Raw genomic sequence first — 16,810 nt, 5'->3', positions numbered from 1 at the left:
GATAGAAAGTTGAGTTTTTGTTTACATTTTGAACGAATTAAGCTTTAGCATATTGGGCTACAACAGTTTCTACTGCTGCTTTCTCACGCTTAATCAAGTCAACACGCGCTGCGATATCCTTGATACCCATACGAATGTTACGGCTTAGAGCTAGGTCAGAAAGTTGTGGCTCAAAGAATTCCTTGTACTCTGCCAAGCGTTGCTCAGTTTTAAAGATGTGTGATGGGAAGATGACAAAGCTATCAAAACTCATGTCGCCACCGAGGGCTGCCTTGATCCAATCCCAGTTTTCACGCGCCCATACCCAAACAGTTTCTTGAGTCGCTTGGTGTCCAAGGAATTGGAGGTACCATGAAGAAAGGTCTTGTGGTTTCACAACAAACTTATCCTTCCATGAACTAATCAAGGTTTGGATATTGTCAGCATCTGTACTGTAGGCAAGAGCAGCTGCCAACTGGCGTTTGAAGACAGCATCTGTGGCATGAGTGTAGAGGTCCAGATAAGTTGCGACCAAGTCTTTGGTCTCATGGTGTTTCATCTCATTGATAAGAACTTGAGCACGGATGGCTGCTGGAAGTCCTGCAAGGTTCTCCTTATGAGTTGCAAAGATTTGGCTAGCGACTTGACTAGCTTCTGCATCATTTGAGCGAATCATCATAGAAACGGCCAACTGACGAACCAATTCATCCTCATCTGATTCTCCGTCTTTGGCTTCAAAGCCAAGACGGTCATAGTTATGACGAGCCAATTTAGCAACCAGTGCTTTGAAGGCTGTTTCAGCATCCGTTCCTTCATCGATAAAGCGCTCAAGGGCTGAAATCACTTGAGAAACAACTGAAACCACAAGGTAAGACTCTTCCTTAGCAAGTTTATCAAGGACAGGGAGCAAGTCCGCATAAGAAATATGTCCTGCTTCTGCAAGCAAACGACGTTCTTGGACGAATTGTAGTTTACTTGTGTTATCAAGTGTCTCTAGCTCAGCAAGAACAGCATCTAACAAGTCTCCTTGATAGTCTGTAATGTAGTGAGCTGTATTTTCAGTATTGAGACGAAGGGCTCCTTTGTTTTCAGCAAGAAGAGCTGCGTATCCAGGAATTTCGATACTTTCAGTTTCAAGTGTATCTGGCAGACCTTTCCAGTTGCTGTTAAGTGGCACTACCCAGAGACGGTTCTTGTCTTCGTGCTCACCGATGAAGAATTGTTTTTGTGAAATCTTCAAAACATCATTTTCAACTTTGACAGTGAGAACTGGGTAGCCAGGCTGTTCCAACCAAGAATCCATGAAGGCTGCGACATCTCGCCCTGATGCTTGTCCGAGAGCATTCCAAAGGTCACGACCAATGGTGTTGCTGTATTGGTGTTTTTCAAAGTAGGCATGCAAACCTTTAGCGAAATCAGCATCACCTAGCCAACGACGAAGCATGTGCATGAGGCGACTTCCTTTAGCGTAGACGATAGCTCCGTCAAAGAGGGTATTGATTTCATCTGGGTGTTTGACTTCGACATGGACAGACTGAACGCCATCTGTCGCGTCACGTTTTAATGCAGACGGAACACCACCTGTTTGGAAGTCTTCAAAAATATTCCAACTTGGCTCGATGGCATCCACACAGACGTATTCCATCATGTTGGCGAAGCTTTCATTGAGCCAAAGGTCATCCCACCATTTCATAGTCACGAGGTTTCCAAACCATTGATGGGCAAGCTCGTGGGCGATAACAAGGGCAACTTGCTGACGGCTGGCAAAGGTAGAGTTCTCATCCACAATCAAGTAAACTTCACGGTAGGTCACAAGACCCCAGTTTTCCATGGCACCAGCTGAGAAGTCAGGAAGAGCGATGTGAAGTGATTGAGGGATTGGATACTTAACTCCATAGTAATCTTCGTAAAACTCGATTGAGCGAACGGCGATGTCTAGTGAGAAATCAAGGTTAGATAGTGGGTGAGCTTTGGTTGAGTAGACACCTACGAGGGTACCGTTTTTAGTTTTAGCGGTCACCCCTTGCAAATCACCTGCTACAAAGGCTAACAAGTAAGAAGACATGCGAGGTGTTGTCTCAAACTTCCAGATACCTGTTTCCTTGCGTTTTTCCACATCAATCTCAGGCATGTTTGACAAGGCTACTTCACCTTCCGCTTGGTCAAAACGAAGAGAAAGGTCAAAAGTTGCTTTGGCTTCAGGCTCGTCCACACATGGGAAGGCTTCGCGCGCAAAATGGCTTTCAAACTGAGTAGACAAGACTTCCTTCTTGACTTCATCAACAGTGTAGTAAGAAGGGTAAATCCCTGTCATGTTGTCTGTAATTTTTCCTGAAAAAGCAATAACCAATTCAACTTGACCAGCCTCAGCCAATTCGATATGAAGGGCTTCATTGTCATGGTCAACTGTAAATGGACGAGCTTGATCCGCAACTTCTACAGAAGTGATTTCCAAGTCTTTTTGGTGAAGGGAAATACGGTCACTCTGTGCTTGACCAGTAATGGTCACCTTCCCAAAAAACGTCTTGGTCTCACGACTCAAGTCTAAAAATAAATCATAGTGTTCAGGAACAAATTGCGTAATAAAATGTTCAACTGCTTGCATAGTTTTCTCCTATTCTAAGTTTAAGAGTTTTACTCTTCTTCAAACAAACTTATTATATCATGTTTTGCTTAAGAAAAAAGGATTGGACGGTAATTTCCAAAACTTTCTTCCTTCTGCAGTCTAGAGTGGGTAGACCTTGCGAAATTCTTCTAAAACAACCTTGCTGTCAGGGGTAAAAGTCAGTCCTGCCTCCCTCAGCCACTCGGTGAAAAAGTCCTCATGAACCTGACGCCAATAGGCTAAAGATTTATCCCCCTCCCCTTCCTTGTAGGCATGGTCAGCAGAAACTTGATGAAAAGGCTGAACGGAAACCTTGGTAATTTCGACAATGCAGACAGCCTGATCTTGACTGTCTAAAATAACATCGAAGGTCCCTTCTTGCGGAAGAGGTTCGTCCTCTAGAGCGTAGAGGTCGTAGGCTGAGGCAGTTGCCGTCTTTTCGCCTCTTAAAACCAAATCTGCCAAGAGATCGGCTTCCATTCCAAAAGCCCAAGCATCTATCTCATCTCCGATAGAGGGGTTAATTTGCTTGTAAATATTCCACATTTCTTGAGGTATCATGGGTTGCTCCTTTTATTTGAATATACCTTGACGATTTAACTTTAACATATTTTCCATGTAGAGATTTAATGTAGCTGAAATTTCTTTTCTAGAAATAATTCTTCGTATAATCTCTGATTGTCCTTTACTGATATCTAAAACATCATAGTTTTCATTCACGAATAAATGCAACTTCATTTTATCAATAAAGTATTTAAAATCTCTATTAAATCGCTTTAACCAAATCGCTGTCTCTTCACGTTGATAGGCAGGCATCATGGGAGTCTCTTTTCCACTAAAATAAGATTTCAAATCAAATAATAAGCAATCAATTCTATCTAAATATTTAGTGTAGCGATACGTATTGATGGTTGGTGCTTTGTGTTTAGGCCACAAAAAATGAAGGTTTAAATTGGAACGAACAAGCTCATAATCTTTTCTCCACTTTTCATAATCATTTTCGTGAAACTGAACAATTTGCTTTCTACCACAAATAATATCAGCAGCAAGTCGAATATTTCGTCCTTCAATCTCGTCTATCAAATGATCTTTTCTAGCAGGGATTTGAAATTTATTACTTAATTCTTGATACAAAGTTCTGTCACTTGCATCTGGATCCTCACATAAATGATCAAATAAATATGGGATGTAGTTTGGATTGTTCTTCTTCAAAAATTGATAAAAATCACTCTGATAAAAAGCATCACATCGTTTTAAGTTTTCTTTGATGATTTCCATCCAACTCCTCCTACTTCAAAGACCAGCCACCATCTATTGTCAAGATTTGTCCTTGCATGGCGCTCGCTTTTCCACTTGCTAAGAAAAGGCTAATCTCTGCTACTTCCTCTGGCTCGATCCAGCGCTTGATGGGTGTTTCACTAGCCACCCAGTCTGCCAATCCACCTGGTTCAAAGTCTGCAGCAGTCATAGCTGTCTTAACAGCTCCTGGAGCGATACCAAAGACCTGAATCCCAGCTTCTGCATAGTCTAGAGCCAACTGCTTGGTAAAGCCAGCCAAGGCATGCTTGGAGGAAGTATAAGCGTGTCCACCGCCACCTGCTAGGCTCGAAGCAATCGAACACATATTGATAATAATTCCTTTTTTATTTTCCAGCATTTTTGTCAAATAATGTCGAGTTAGCTCAACAGGAGTTATGTAGTTGATTTCAAAAATCTCTTGAATTTCCCGCGCTGATTGTTCCAATAGGGGCTTATAAGCATCCAAAACTCCTGCAGTATTACACAAGACATCCACCTGAGGGCACCAGTCAAAAACAGGTTTCAAGTCTAATGTCAAATCCCTCTGTAAAAAGTAGAAATCACCCTGTAAGAGTGGATTTTCACCTTGGTCAACTCCATAAACTTGATACCCCTTCTCTAAAAAGAGTCGAGCTTGAGCCATACCAATCCCTGAACTTACTCCCGTAATCAATACACGTCTAGTCATGGACTTCTACCCAATCCGTCGCCAAAACATCACAAGGTGTCGGGCTCCACATGGAAAAACCTTCCCCTTCTCCATACACATTGATTAGGAAATAAGGCGTCACCTCAAGAGCTACACCATTTTGCTCAATGGTATCAAAAAGTTGGACATAGTTTTCAGCACCTCCCCAACCAGTTCGTACATATTTTTTCTTGGCCTTTAATCCAGGCAGGATTTCTTCAAATGTCATGATGTTCTCCTTTAATTCTATATTCTTCATTTAATTATAACAAAAAACCGAGAACCAATCTATCATGGTTCCCGATTTTATTCTTCCTTAATCTCTTCCACCAAGTTTGCTATTGATAGTCATCATGATACTGGCAATTTTCTCTCCCCAGTATGGGTCAGAAGCATAGCGTACATTCATACCAGAAGCTTTGTTCCCAAGGTGGTCTCTTCCGCGGTCAATATAGTTCTCACGAATCCACTTAGCCGCGCCGAGGATCCCCTTATCCACATCATCAAATTTTTTGGCTGAGGCATATGGGCTCGAATCATAAGCCGCAATTCCAAAGAAATTATTCTTATCCTTGGCAATCTGGCTCCGTCCCCAAGCACTCTCAAGTGCACTATGAGCCATTAAGTAAAGAGCATTTACACCATAGCGTTCCTCAGCTTCCTTAAAAACAGCTCCCTTACCAGCGAGGCGACTATCCCGAATATTCATCAAAGAATAAATTTTATCCAATTCAGCTGCGCTGTAATTACTTGGCTTGGTCAAATTTCTAAAGAGGAAAGGATTTTCAATGGTAAAGCCATCAAAATGAATTCCATCAGTTGAATAATATTTCTTACCAATGGTCATAGCTGAGCTATGTGGCGCAACACGAAGACTCACATAAGGTGATAACTCATGGTAAAAATACTTGCCATCACTTGTATAATGAGGGACAAATTCACTATCTTTATCAATAGCTACTAAATCACTTTTATTCATGAAGCCGGATAAACCAGAAATATTGACTGGTATTTGACTATCTTTTTTAGATTGGGCATCCCCAAGTGAAACTATGGTTCCTTGCGATACATAACTCAATCTTTCACCAGAAGCGCTATAAACATAAGCAGTAATTGGTTTCACTTTGTAATATTTTGCCTCTGAGATCCACTTCCCATTATTCTGGAAGGAATACTCTTTGCCTTTGATCTTAAAAGTACCTGTTACGTATCGACCATCATCTTTTAGATAGTACCAAGCATCGTAATCTTTGTCAAAAATCCATTCATTTTTGGCCATATAGCCACCTGATTTAAGGTAGTATGAACCAATCCATTCATGGGAAGCGTAGGCCCCATCTGACTTCAAGTAAAACCAGCTATTGTAGGATTTATCAAAAATCCACTCTTTTTCCGCCATAGCGCCACTATCTTTCAGATAGTAGTCACTTTTCCACTGGCTACTTGCCATCACACCATCGCTATTGAAATAGTACCATGCCCCTTTGATTTTTTCCCATTTATTACGAGAAATTTTTCCCGAAGCTGTAGCATAGTACCACTTGTCAGATATTTTCACCCAATCATTTTCTGCCATGGCACCATTACCTTGGAAGAGATAGTCATTATAGATGGTGCGACTAAGCATGACACCATCTTTATCAAAGTAATACCAGACACCTTCAATCTTTTCCCATTTATTGCGAGAAATCTTGCCTGAAGCTGTTGCATAGTACCACTTGTCAGATATTTTTACCCAATCATTTTCTGCCATGGCACCACTACCTTGGAAGAGATAGTCATTATAGATGGTGCGACTAAGCATGACACCTTCTTTATCAAAGTAATACCAGACACCTTCAATCTTTTCCCATTTGTCGCGAGAAATCTTTCCTGAAGCTGTGGCATAGTACCACTTGTCAGATATTTTCACCCAAGCATTTTCTGCCATAGCACCGTTACCTTTGACAAGGTAATCATCAACTATGGTATTACTGAGCATAATGCCATTTTTATCAAAGTAATACCAAGTGCCACTAATTTTTTTCCAGTTTACGACAGGCTGGTTATTTTCATAAAAACGCCAGTTTCCTTGTTCTTTCTGCCAACCTTCCTTGATAACTTCCTCCTTTTTTTCCTTTTTGGAAGGATTTTCCTCTTTTACAGCTGGCTCTTTCTTCGCCTCGACTTTAGGAACTTCTTTCTTGGGAACAGCTTCTTCTTTTTTCTCGACTACATCTGTGGTCTGAGTTTTTTTCGTAATCTGAGATTCTTCAGCATATACAGATGTCTTTGCAAATCCTGCCATAGAAAGAACGACAGTACTTGCAAGTAGTATCTTCTTCATTTTATTCTCCTCAGTAGAAAACGATCTACACTATTACTATTTTATAAAACCTATTGTAACATAGTTGACTAACGGAAATATTACAAATTGATGAAGATTCTATGTCTTGTTGAGAATAAGGAAGACCTAGTTTATCTCAGACTGGCTTTAACTTCTCGACGGAGATCTTCCAAGCTGCTAATGCCATATTTGTCCATGACTTTTGGCAGATGTTCGATGATATCAGGACAAGCATAAGGATTGGTAAAGTTGGCTGTTCCAACTCCGATGGCAGATGCCCCAGCCAGATACATTTCAAGCGCTGCTTCAGCCGAATCCACTCCTCCCATTCCAATAATGGGCAGGTCTGTTGTTTGAGCTACTTGGCGAATGAGTTTGAGGGCTACCGGAAAAACTGCTGGGCCTGACATCCCACCCGTTCCATTGGCCAAGATTGGTTTTCTAGTTTTGAGATCAAAGCGCATACCGACTAGAGTATTGATCATGGTTAATCCACTTGCTCCCGCATCTTCAGCAGCTTTTGCGATGGTGACAACATCCGTCACACTAGGGGTTAACTTAACATAAACTGGTACATCAGAGGCTTCCACAGCTGCCTTTACCACTTCATAAGCTAGATCAGGATCTTGCCCAATCAAAAGCCCATGATTGCCGTGATCCACATTAGGACAAGAGATATTGAGCTCGATAGCTTTTACATTTGCCGCCTTGGAAATTCCTCGAGAAACGGCAGCGTACTCTTGTTTTGAAAAGCCTGCAACATTTGCGATGATAGGAAGCGTAGGATACTCTCTTTCCAGCCAAGGCAATTTCTCAGCTAAAACAACTTCTAAACCTGGATTTTGCAAGCCGATTGCATTGAGCATACCAGCAGGTGTTTCTGCCACCCTTGGAGTTGGATTGCCAAAACGGGGTTCAAGTGTCGTCGCCTTGATCATAATGGAGCCTAAAAGGTCCAAATCATAGTACTTGACATACTCTTGACCAAAACCAAAACAGCCTGATGCTGGTATGATGGGATTTTTCAAGTCCAAGCCCGGTAGAGAAACTTGTAAGCGATTTGTAGTCATGACTTTCTCCTTATAACACAACTGTTCCTGTACGGAAAACAGGGCCATCTTCACAGACACGTTGACTGACTGTCTCACTATCTGGCACTTTTAGTACGCAGGCATAGCAGGCCCCCATCCCGCAAGCCATACGAGATTCTAGAGATAGATAGGCTCTTGGGTGGTCATAAAACCTTTGATTGATGTACTTCATCATTCCTGGAGCCCCACATGAGTAGACGGCGTCAAACTGTTTTTCTAATTCATTGATGACGACTGACACATTTCCCTTGATACCATAAGAACCATCATCTGTCGTTACAAAGACCTGACCATATTGGGACAATTCGGTTTCGAGAATAACAGCATCCTTAGTCGCAAAACCGAGGACAGTCACTACTTTTACTCCACGCGCATGCAATTCCTTGGCTACCTCGAGCAAGGGTGGAACACCAATCCCACCACCAACGAGGAGAACTCGGCTCTGGTCGTCCAAGTCAGACAAGTCAAAACCATTTCCCTGAGGCCCCATCACATCAAGAGTATCTCCCTGACTTAAGGTTGAAAAAATAGCGGTCCCAGCACCTTCAATCCGATAAATAAGATGACACTGCTTGTTTGCCTTGTCAATAGACGAAATTGAAATAGGACGGCGCAAGAGATGGGCATCATCAGGCACGCGCAGATGAAGGAATTGGCCTGATCGCATGGCTTCAACCATCTCCCCTTCTAGGACTAATTCAAAGATTGCTGGCGCAATTTCCTCTTGTGCGACCACCTTCATGGTTTCCAAACGAATCGCACCCATACGCTTCTTACATGTGGGATTCATGACTTTTCCTCCTTAAATTTAAGGGGACCAGATAAAGAAAAGGCCTTGCTAATGCAAGGCCTCAGTCAGGTTAGGCTAGAACTCATGCGCACACTTAAAAAGTCTCCACAGAGAGTCCCCTATCCCTTTTATCTGACACCTTGTGAGTCTCTCTGGACTCCCCTTAAAGGTTAAATTTGTATTAGTATACTCTTTCAAAGAAAAAAAGTCAAGTAGAAAACGAACATTCTACTTGACCTCACTGGATTATTTTTCACGAATGACTTCGACCTTGTAGCCATCAGGATCCTTGACAAAGTAATAGTTTGGTGGGGTTCCAGGTAGGCCTTTTGGCTCTGTAACCTCATAGCCTTTCGCGCTATGTTCTTGGTGAAGTGCCTCAAGGTCAGGTGTACTGAGGGCGATATGGGCAAAGCCATCACCTACCACATAGGGACCGTGGTCATAGTTATAGGTCAATTCCAACTCGTAGTCATCACCCTCAAGTCCTAGATAGACAATGGTGAAGGCATAATCTGGGAAATCTTTGCGACGCAATTCTTTAAAACCAAAAGCATCTTGATAGAATGCGATTGATTTTTCAAGGTTTTCTACTCGCAAGCAAGTGTGTAGCATTTTTGAAGCCATAGCTTTCTCCTTTATTTCTAAAAAGACTGGGACAATCCTGTTCCAGTCTTAAAAGTAATTATTTACCAAGTTTTGCTTTAGCTGCATCTGCAAGAGCTGTGAAAGCTGCTGCATCATTAACAGCCAAGTCAGCAAGCATTTTACGGTTAACTTCGATTTCAGCCAATTTCAAACCATGCATCAATTGTGAGTATGAAAGTCCGTTCATACGAGCTGCCGCATTGATACGAGTGATCCACAATTTGCGGAAGTCACGTTTTTTCTGACGACGGTCACGGTATGCATAGTAGTAAGAGTTCATTACTTGTTCTTTTGCAGTACGGAACAAGATGTGTTTAGCTCCATAGTAACCTTTTGCTAATTTAAGAATACGTTTACGACGTTTGCGTGATACAACGCCACCTTTAACACGTGCCATGTTTTATTTCCTCCAAATATTTCCTAGAATTGTTTACTTACTATTAGGCTATTATTTCAAGCGAGTAAGCATTGCTTTGATACGTTTGAAATCTCCTGAATGCACCATAGATGCTTTACGAAGATGACGACGTTGTTTCTTAGTTTTTCCGTGGAAACGGTGAGAAGTGTAAGCACGGAAACGTTTAAGTCCACCAGAACCTGTACGTTTGAAACGTTTAGCTGATGCGCGGTGTGTTTTTTGTTTTGGCATGATTTTTTCTCCTTTATTTAACTTTCTGACAATTATTTTTTGTCAGTTGCTGGCGCCAACTGCATGAACATTTGGCGTCCATCCATCTTAGCTCGTTGTTCAATGATCGCAATATCTTGTGTTGCTTCAGCAAACTCGGCTAAAACTTTTGCACCAATCTCTTTATGGGTGATCATACGCCCTTTAAAGCGAATGGATACCTTAACTTTGTTCCCTTTTTCAAGGAACTTGCGAGCATTGCGAAGTTTCGTTTCGAAATCACCCTTATCGATAACTGGGCTCAAACGAACTTCTTTCACGGTCACAACGCTTTGCTTTTTGCGTTGCTCTTTTTGTTTCTTCTGGTACTCAAATTTGAACTTACCGTAGTCCATAATTTTAGCAACAGGCGGTTTTGCTTGGGGTTGAATCAATACTAAGTCAACATTTGCACTATCAGCCAATGCTTGCGCTTCGCTGAGTGGCTTAATGCCTAGCTGTTCTCCCTCAAGACCGATCAAGCGAACTTCACGTACACGAATTTCATCATTGATGAATAAGTCTTGCTTTGCTATGGTTTTCACCTCTTTTTTATTATTAGAGAAAAACAAGAGCGGACTCGTAATAATACAAGCCCGCACGTTATGATAGCGTTTCTTAGAAACTTTTCATCCGTAGGGCCAGGCAACTTGATGTCACAAGGCGAGAAGCTCTCACTTCTGCTTTTCTCAACTTTTATATGATACCAAGTTTTCTATCCCTTGTCAAGATAAAAAGTCATTTTTTCGAAAAACTTTCTGTTTTATTCTTGATTCTTCTTGATGTCCGCATCAAAAAGAGAGAACCTACTTGGTTCCCTCCTTGTGTTAGTTTTTTCCTCATCTTCCCTATAGGAATGCTAAGACCTATTAAAATCTTCCTTTTTACGTGAACTTCCCCATCTTTCGATAAATAGAATACCCACTAACAAAAGGATAATCAGGCAAGGAAGTAAGACCATCCCCATGCTCCAATTTAGATCTACATTATCAATCTGCTTAGGTAATCTTCCAGATAAAATCTCTACTGAACGCAAGTAAGTAAAGGGAATCAGATGTGCAATACTCTGAAGAGGCTGGATCGTTTGGATACCAAACAATAAGCCAACAATCCCAATGAGAGAAAGAAAGAGGACAGGCATTTTTTGCTTGAAAAAGTAAGCAATCAAGTAGACGACTTCCACAATGACGATAAAGGCTAAGAAAGCTAAGAGCAAGCTAGGAAATAACACATCTTGTATTTTTCCAATAGTTACCTCTTGATTCGTTAAGCTATAGATTGGGTAGGGATAATCTAACTGTCCAAAACCACTTATCAGACTTCCCGCTAAAAAAGAAAATCCACAGATTCCGATAAACAGCACGGTTACATAGCTCATCCCAACTCCAAGAGAGGACATGGCAAATGTCACTTTTGAAAAAGGATATAACTGAGCTGTATCCAGATTATTTTGATATCTTTCTGCGAACAATTGTGTTAGCATGAAAATAATAGCAATCACAAACAAGCTTGGAATGATAGCCTCTAAAATCCAGACAATCTGATCAATCCCATGTGTCGGATAATCTAAACTGTGTGCCTTTATATTCAAGGGATACAAGGCCTGGTAAATCTTTCGTTCGCGGTCAACCGCCATTTTTAAGTCAGAGCTAGAAGTCGGTTCCTTTGATACAATTTCATAACTCTTTTCTTCAGCTTGCCACTGCAAATAATAGGCTTCTTTCCAGCGTCCTTCTTTTAATAGAGTCAGAATTTCTTTCTTTTGCGTCAAAAGATTTTTTTGCAAGTCTAAATTTTCTTTAGCAAACTGGTATTCCTCCGAGCTGGTGTCAGACATTTGGGAGAGCTTCTCTTCATTTTCATTGATAGCTCTCTCGTTGGCTACAAGATGAGTTTCCAACCTAGTCTCCAAGCTGACTGAGTTTGCAGTCCGACTATTGAAATAAAAGGTAATACCAAGAGCTGAAACAAATAAAACTAAGATAATCCAGTTTAAGCGACTTTTGAAAACTTTCTTTAACAAAAATAGGCTAATATCTTTCATAACGGAACCTCTTCTATCTGACCCTGACGAATGGTTACCATGCTATCGCAAATCTCCACTAACTCCTCTTTGTAGTGAGAACTCAAAAGAACCAGCTGTTCTTGCCTATTGATTTGTGCCAATCTATCAAAAAACTTCTGTCGATAATACTCGTCTAAACCATTTGTTACCTCATCCATGAGCCAGCATTTCGCCTGACTGAGGAAATACATGGCAATCACCAAGCGTTGCTTCATGCCTAAGGAATACTTACGGATGGGAAGGCTGATATAGTCAGACATTTCCCAATAGGCGATTTCATCACTCAAGTTCAGGCCTGACTTCCAGATGTTCTTTATGAGACGAAGGTAGTCCATCCCACTTAAGTTTCCATCCAGCCATTCAACACTCTCATAATAAAACAAAGAAGGAGAGGCTGCGATATGTCCACTACTAAGGGGAAGCAGCTTGCTAATAGCTCGGAACAGTGTCGTCTTTCCCGAGCCATTGATAGCAAGAAGGCCATAAATCCTACCTTTTTTAAAGGTGAAATCCGCATCTTGCAAGATGACTTGTCGCGTTTTTAAGGTAACATGAGTAAGATTTAACATATCCAGCCCTCCTTTTTCTCACTCTTTAAGGATTAATAACCTCCGCTGTAGAAGTTTATGACCTCATAACGATCGTAGTTCCAGCTTCCACCAACTTTATACTCAGAATAGCTATAATAACTAGACCATTCCGGAATGACCTTATATCTATATGCATGGTAATTCATTCTAGACTTATAGTAGAAATTCCAATCATACCGATAATTTTTAAGAACGGTCTTAGCAGATACACTGGACTGAAAAAGAGCAACAAATAACAAACTAGCTAATAAAACGACTCTTGCTGATTTTTCATGTTTTCATTGCATTTATATCTTTACTATTGGAAACACTTTCATTATATCGTTTTTCTCAGTATTATGCAACAGATTTTTAGTTTATTTCACTAATATATAACATTTTCTTCCTAACGAACGCTTTCGATTTGCCAACTATTCCATCCTTTAAAGCGAATAGCTCCGTTCTGGTCAGTTCGGTAAATCTTACTCTTGATGGTTTCTAGTCGGGTCAGGGTTTCCTGATGGGGGAGTTTCGTTCGATTGTTCTTTCCAACTGAGATGAGAGTAAACTCTGGTTTGAGTTTTTCTAGAAGGTCTGAACTTGATGATTTTTTAGAGCCATGTTGGCTAGCTTTCAAAACATCCGCTTCTAGGTCAGGATATTGCCTCAGCAATTCCTTCTCTCCTTTCTCCTCCAAATTTCCAGTGAAAAGAAAGTTTTTATCCAAGAGTTTTCCATACAAAACTAGGGAATCTTCATGACCTCCATCTCCAATTTTCCTTGGAGATAGGACTTCTAACTGACTTCCAAAAATTGTCAACCTCTCTCCCATTGTCACACTACGCACCTTGGTTTGAGTCGCCTGTAGTTCTGCCACAAATTCCTTCTGTTTCAGACTTCCTTTTGATACTAAAATTTCCCCTACATGGAATGACTTGGTCACCTCCAACAAATCTCCAACATGCTCCTTCTCTGTGTTAGTCAAAATCAGCTGGTCAATCTTGGCTACTCCGCGACTTTTAAGATAGGGAATCAAGGTTCTCTGGGCATTGCTGGTCGTCGTCTTTTCTTGCCATCTTTCTATTTTCTTACTAGATTCTGCCTTTCCTCCCACATCTATGAGAATGGTTTTCCCAGTTAAATCCCGTAGGAAAATACTTTCCCCCTGCCCCACATCCAGCATGGTGATTTCATTTTCCAGCGGGTGTTTGGTTAAGAAAAAGAGCCCTACAATAAAGAGACTGAATCCTGCTACCCTTTTGATGTTTTTCCTAAAATCATAGACCAAGGCCAATGAAACTAAGAGAAGAATCAAAAGCCATGCATTTGGTTGTCCAAAGACCAAGGGCCTACTTGCCAGCTGCGATACCAAGCGAATGATGTCCTCCAACCACTCAAAGACAAGGTTAAACTGAGTGACTGGGTAAACAAAAGACAGAATGAATAAGATAGACAAAAGCGGTAAGAAAACCAAGTCAAAAAGAAAGGAAAAGACAAAGGTCAAGAGGATGGACCACGGCTGAAATTCTGCAAAATAGAAGGATAGAATGGGCAATATTCCCAAGGAAATGACTATACTTTCTCTGGCCACAGCCTTAAGCCCCTCCCCTTCTTTACTTGTCATGGTCAAGATAAAGGCGTAGGCACAGGACAAGACCCCTCCTGCTGTCAAGAAAAAGTTGGGCATGATGATAAAGAGGACAAGGACTGTTAAGGCAAAATTATCCAAGCCCTTAACACCATGTTGGGCTAGTAACTTTTGCAAGAGACTGCGAATGACTGAAGCTGAAAACCCTGTCAGACCTGCATAGATAAGGGAAAAAGGATAGGTCAGCCACTTCAACTTTTCTTGGGTCAAGCCCAATCGCAAGAGAAGTTTCTTAAAGGCATTCATAAAGAATCCCACCTGCATACCCGACAAGGCAAAAAGGTGAATAATTCCTAGACTAGAATAGAGCTCATTCATCTCCTCAAAGTCCGTGTCCAAATGTCCCAGCAAGAGCCCCGTCATGTAGTTGCGCATAGGGTCTGGAAAGTGCGTCTTGATCCAAACTACAGCCTTTCGACGTAAACTGGACAGATTTTCTCCTATATCCCAACTGCTAACCTGATTAAGTGACTGGATGCTCTTGATAGTCAGTGTCTGGTAAATCCCTTGAGTTTTCAGATAGGCTTGGTAGTCAAATCCACCAAAATTTCTCTGTCCTTCTGGCTCCGAAAGCTTCCCTTCTAGTTCCAAGTCATGAAGGGCTGTTAAGGCTTGAAATTGCTCTTTCTCTTCTTCGGACTGAAGTTTATAGTAAACTTGGAAGGTACGGCCGTCAGCCTTGCCACGAAATGATAGACTATCCCCATTGACTTTGATGGTATCTGGTAAAATCCTCACCTTTTCAACATAGCCAACCAAGTCTTGACTCGCTTGTGTCTGTTGCCAAGTTTGAAACAGAAACCAGAAGCCAAAGAAGCCACAAATCGCTAAAACTTTACCAGCCGATTTCCAAGGAAATTGGAAAAAGAGGCAGACGAGCAAAAAAACAAAACCTAGCAGTGCGAGATAGGATGCTGAGAAAATAGAATAGTAAAGCCAAAGCAACAGAAAAGTCAGATAGATTAGGGGGATAGGGAAATTCTTAATCCACTGTGACATAATCTTTTAGCTTTTCTATGGTCTTAGCGCCAATGCCAGAGACTTTCTTGAGCTCATCTACCGACTTGAATTTACCATTTGCCTCACGATGGTCGATAATGTCCTGAGCTCGTTTTCCTCCCAAGCCTTTGACCTGCTTGAGTTCTTCCAGACTAGCTTTATTGAGGTTGACCTTCTTATCCTTACTTGTCGAAGGAGTCGTTCCAGAGGTTGCCTGCTGACCAGCTGCTTCTTCTCCCTTACTCGGGACGTAGACCAGAGCCTCGTCACTAACTTTCTGAGCTAGATTGAGCGACTTGCTGTCCGCTTCCTCTGTCAAGCCACCTGCCTTTTGAACGGCATCATGGACTCGACTCCCTACTGGCAAATCATAAATCCCTGGCGATTTGACAGCACCTTTTACATCCACTGTGATCTGATCTTGTTCCAGAGGCTCTTCCTTTTCCTCCTTTTTCACTTCTTTTTCGGTAGATGAATCCTTTGAAACAGCTGCAACTTCAGCCTGCAAATTCGTTTCCTTGACAGGTGTTTGTGACGTTGGTTTTAGTAGGAAAAATCCGCCTACAAGCAAGCCCAGACCTGCACAGATGACAATGATTTTATACTCTTTGATTTTCTCGATAATTGCTTCCATATTTTCTCCTCTCTTAGATTATTCGTAAGAGGAAGAAAAAACAGTCGAAAATTTCTTTTCAACTGCTTATTTATTTGCAAAATAGTCTTCCTTGGTCAAGACATAATGAACTCTTGTAACGATTCGACCTTTTTCATGTTGATCCATACAAGCATATAGTTCTGCATGGGAAAAGCGCATGCCTGATTTCTGCATGACTCTTCCAGATGCAGGATTGTCCTTATCGTGAAGGGCGGTCAACTTATTCATTCCAATCTTCTCAAAAGCCAGCTCAATCACGGCCCGATTGGCTTCTGTCGTCAATCCTTGGTTCCAATACTTTTGGTTGATAATGTAACCGATAGCTGCCTTTTTAAGGACGGTGTCGATCTTGTGCAAGTCAATGGTTCCGATAAACTGACCAGTGCTTTTTAGTTCGATTCCCCACCGTCCCAAGGGATTAGCCAAATAAAACTGAGCGATGTTGTTCTTGGTTTCTTCTAAGCTTTGATTTGTTGGAAAAGTGTAGCGTGTATTTTCTCTGTCTGAGGCATACTCAAACATAGCTTCTGCATCGTCCAAGGTTACAGGTCGGAGCAACAAACGCTCCGTTTCTATAGATGGATACTGGGCAAATTTCACAAATAATGATTCCATACTTTTCCCTCCATTAGAGCTTGATTCTCACTAGTCTAGCATAAATAAATTTGGATGACAAGTTTTTCTTGATTTTTGAAGCGGTTTCATATACAATAAAACCATCTCATTTTTGATTTATGAACTAAAATGTGACAACTAAAACAATCCCGTCAATTGAAAGGTA

The 16,810-nt window shown here is 41.4% G+C and carries 18 protein-coding genes and 1 other annotated feature; all 18 genes read right to left on the bottom strand.

What is annotated here, in order from left to right; all coding sequences use genetic code 11:
- Window positions 1–37: 37 nt before the first annotated feature.
- Window positions 38–2,584, bottom strand: a complete 2,547-nt coding sequence (locus FQT28_RS03895) for a M1 family metallopeptidase (protein WP_143989486.1) — start codon at window positions 2,582–2,584, stop codon at window positions 38–40.
- Between the two features lie 120 nt (window positions 2,585–2,704).
- Window positions 2,705–3,145 carry an ASCH domain-containing protein gene (locus FQT28_RS03890; RefSeq protein WP_143989485.1) on the bottom strand — a complete coding sequence of 147 codons (441 nt, stop codon included), beginning with the start codon at window positions 3,143–3,145 and terminating at the stop codon, window positions 2,705–2,707.
- 12 nt (window positions 3,146–3,157) lie between these two features.
- Window positions 3,158–3,862 (bottom strand): DUF6994 family protein, encoded by a 705-nt coding sequence (locus FQT28_RS03885; RefSeq protein ID WP_143989484.1) that lies wholly within the window; start codon window positions 3,860–3,862, stop codon window positions 3,158–3,160.
- Window positions 3,863–3,872: 10 nt separating this feature from the next.
- Window positions 3,873–4,571 (bottom strand): 3-oxoacyl-ACP reductase, encoded by a 699-nt coding sequence (locus FQT28_RS03880; protein ID WP_143989483.1) that lies wholly within the window; start codon window positions 4,569–4,571, stop codon window positions 3,873–3,875.
- On the bottom strand, window positions 4,564–4,800 hold the full coding sequence (locus FQT28_RS03875) for a DUF2829 domain-containing protein (RefSeq protein ID WP_143989482.1): 237 nt from the start codon (window positions 4,798–4,800) through the stop codon (window positions 4,564–4,566). Before FQT28_RS03875 ends, FQT28_RS03880 begins: the two co-directional genes overlap by 8 nt.
- A gap of 87 nt (window positions 4,801–4,887) precedes the next feature.
- Window positions 4,888–6,897 (bottom strand): glucosaminidase domain-containing protein, encoded by a 2,010-nt coding sequence (locus FQT28_RS03870; RefSeq protein ID WP_143989481.1) that lies wholly within the window; start codon window positions 6,895–6,897, stop codon window positions 4,888–4,890.
- A gap of 131 nt (window positions 6,898–7,028) precedes the next feature.
- Window positions 7,029–8,015: a dihydroorotate dehydrogenase gene (locus FQT28_RS03865; protein ID WP_185755585.1), complete on the bottom strand. Its 987-nt coding sequence runs from the start codon at window positions 8,013–8,015 to the stop codon at window positions 7,029–7,031.
- Entirely contained in the window at window positions 7,978–8,778 is an 801-nt protein-coding gene (locus FQT28_RS03860; protein ID WP_125425807.1) for a dihydroorotate dehydrogenase electron transfer subunit, read from the bottom strand. Before FQT28_RS03860 ends, FQT28_RS03865 begins: the two co-directional genes overlap by 38 nt.
- Window positions 8,779–9,024: 246 nt before the next feature.
- Window positions 9,025–9,405, bottom strand: a complete 381-nt coding sequence (gloA, locus tag FQT28_RS03855) for a lactoylglutathione lyase (protein ID WP_000157143.1) — start codon at window positions 9,403–9,405, stop codon at window positions 9,025–9,027.
- Window positions 9,406–9,463: 58 nt separating this feature from the next.
- Window positions 9,464–9,823: a 50S ribosomal protein L20 gene (gene rplT / locus FQT28_RS03850; RefSeq protein ID WP_000124834.1), complete on the bottom strand. Its 360-nt coding sequence runs from the start codon at window positions 9,821–9,823 to the stop codon at window positions 9,464–9,466.
- A 51-nt stretch (window positions 9,824–9,874) separates the two neighbouring features.
- Complete coding sequence (rpmI, locus tag FQT28_RS03845; protein WP_001125942.1) at window positions 9,875–10,075, bottom strand: 50S ribosomal protein L35; 201 nt, start codon at window positions 10,073–10,075, stop codon at window positions 9,875–9,877.
- Window positions 10,076–10,107: 32 nt separating this feature from the next.
- Entirely contained in the window at window positions 10,108–10,638 is a 531-nt protein-coding gene (infC, locus tag FQT28_RS03840; protein WP_007521573.1) for a translation initiation factor IF-3, read from the bottom strand.
- 15 nt (window positions 10,639–10,653) lie between these two features.
- Window positions 10,654–10,785: a sequence feature (ribosomal protein L20 leader region), on the bottom strand.
- Window positions 10,786–10,952: 167 nt separating this feature from the next.
- The gene (locus FQT28_RS03835) at window positions 10,953–12,137 is read right to left on the bottom strand and encodes a membrane protein (protein WP_045616948.1); all 1,185 of its coding nucleotides are present in this window, start codon (window positions 12,135–12,137) and stop codon (window positions 10,953–10,955) included.
- The gene (locus FQT28_RS03830; protein WP_143989480.1) at window positions 12,134–12,727 is read right to left on the bottom strand and encodes an ABC transporter ATP-binding protein; all 594 of its coding nucleotides are present in this window, start codon (window positions 12,725–12,727) and stop codon (window positions 12,134–12,136) included. Before FQT28_RS03830 ends, FQT28_RS03835 begins: the two co-directional genes overlap by 4 nt.
- A gap of 32 nt (window positions 12,728–12,759) precedes the next feature.
- Window positions 12,760–12,987 carry a hypothetical protein gene (locus FQT28_RS10080; protein ID WP_143989479.1) on the bottom strand — a complete coding sequence of 76 codons (228 nt, stop codon included), beginning with the start codon at window positions 12,985–12,987 and terminating at the stop codon, window positions 12,760–12,762.
- Between the two features lie 146 nt (window positions 12,988–13,133).
- Window positions 13,134–15,374 carry a DNA internalization-related competence protein ComEC/Rec2 gene (locus FQT28_RS03820; protein WP_143989478.1) on the bottom strand — a complete coding sequence of 747 codons (2,241 nt, stop codon included), beginning with the start codon at window positions 15,372–15,374 and terminating at the stop codon, window positions 13,134–13,136.
- Entirely contained in the window at window positions 15,358–16,008 is a 651-nt protein-coding gene (locus FQT28_RS03815; protein WP_143989477.1) for a helix-hairpin-helix domain-containing protein, read from the bottom strand. The genes FQT28_RS03820 and FQT28_RS03815 overlap by 17 nt, the downstream gene beginning before the upstream one ends.
- Window positions 16,009–16,074: 66 nt before the next feature.
- Window positions 16,075–16,644, bottom strand: a complete 570-nt coding sequence (locus tag FQT28_RS03810; RefSeq protein WP_143989476.1) for a GNAT family N-acetyltransferase — start codon at window positions 16,642–16,644, stop codon at window positions 16,075–16,077.
- Window positions 16,645–16,810 lie beyond the last annotated feature (166 nt).

The organism is Streptococcus oralis (genome assembly GCF_901543815.1).
GTDB classification, from domain to species: domain Bacteria; phylum Bacillota; class Bacilli; order Lactobacillales; family Streptococcaceae; genus Streptococcus; species Streptococcus oralis_CM.
This window is presented reverse-complemented; position numbering and strand designations above follow the sequence as displayed.

Coding starts and splice junctions, on each gene's coding strand:
- FQT28_RS03820 (WP_143989478.1), bottom strand. CDS start 15,374: ATGTCACAGTGGATTAAGAATTTCCCTATCCCCCTAATCTATCTGACT.
- FQT28_RS03880 (WP_143989483.1), bottom strand. CDS start 4,571: ATGACTAGACGTGTATTGATTACGGGAGTAAGTTCAGGGATTGGTATG.
- gloA (WP_000157143.1), bottom strand. CDS start 9,405: ATGGCTTCAAAAATGCTACACACTTGCTTGCGAGTAGAAAACCTTGAA.
- FQT28_RS03890 (WP_143989485.1), bottom strand. CDS start 3,145: ATGATACCTCAAGAAATGTGGAATATTTACAAGCAAATTAACCCCTCT.
- FQT28_RS03835 (WP_045616948.1), bottom strand. CDS start 12,137: ATGAAAGATATTAGCCTATTTTTGTTAAAGAAAGTTTTCAAAAGTCGC.
- rpmI (WP_001125942.1), bottom strand. CDS start 10,075: ATGCCAAAACAAAAAACACACCGCGCATCAGCTAAACGTTTCAAACGT.
- FQT28_RS03830 (WP_143989480.1), bottom strand. CDS start 12,727: ATGTTAAATCTTACTCATGTTACCTTAAAAACGCGACAAGTCATCTTG.
- FQT28_RS03865 (WP_185755585.1), bottom strand. CDS start 8,015: ATGGCCCTGTTTTCCGTACAGGAACAGTTGTGTTATAAGGAGAAAGTC.
- FQT28_RS03895 (WP_143989486.1), bottom strand. CDS start 2,584: ATGCAAGCAGTTGAACATTTTATTACGCAATTTGTTCCTGAACACTAT.
- rplT (WP_000124834.1), bottom strand. CDS start 9,823: ATGGCACGTGTTAAAGGTGGCGTTGTATCACGCAAACGTCGTAAACGT.
- FQT28_RS03815 (WP_143989477.1), bottom strand. CDS start 16,008: ATGGAAGCAATTATCGAGAAAATCAAAGAGTATAAAATCATTGTCATC.
- FQT28_RS03860 (WP_125425807.1), bottom strand. CDS start 8,778: ATGAATCCCACATGTAAGAAGCGTATGGGTGCGATTCGTTTGGAAACC.
- FQT28_RS03875 (WP_143989482.1), bottom strand. CDS start 4,800: ATGACATTTGAAGAAATCCTGCCTGGATTAAAGGCCAAGAAAAAATAT.
- FQT28_RS03870 (WP_143989481.1), bottom strand. CDS start 6,897: ATGAAGAAGATACTACTTGCAAGTACTGTCGTTCTTTCTATGGCAGGA.
- FQT28_RS03885 (WP_143989484.1), bottom strand. CDS start 3,862: ATGGAAATCATCAAAGAAAACTTAAAACGATGTGATGCTTTTTATCAG.
- FQT28_RS03810 (WP_143989476.1), bottom strand. CDS start 16,644: ATGGAATCATTATTTGTGAAATTTGCCCAGTATCCATCTATAGAAACG.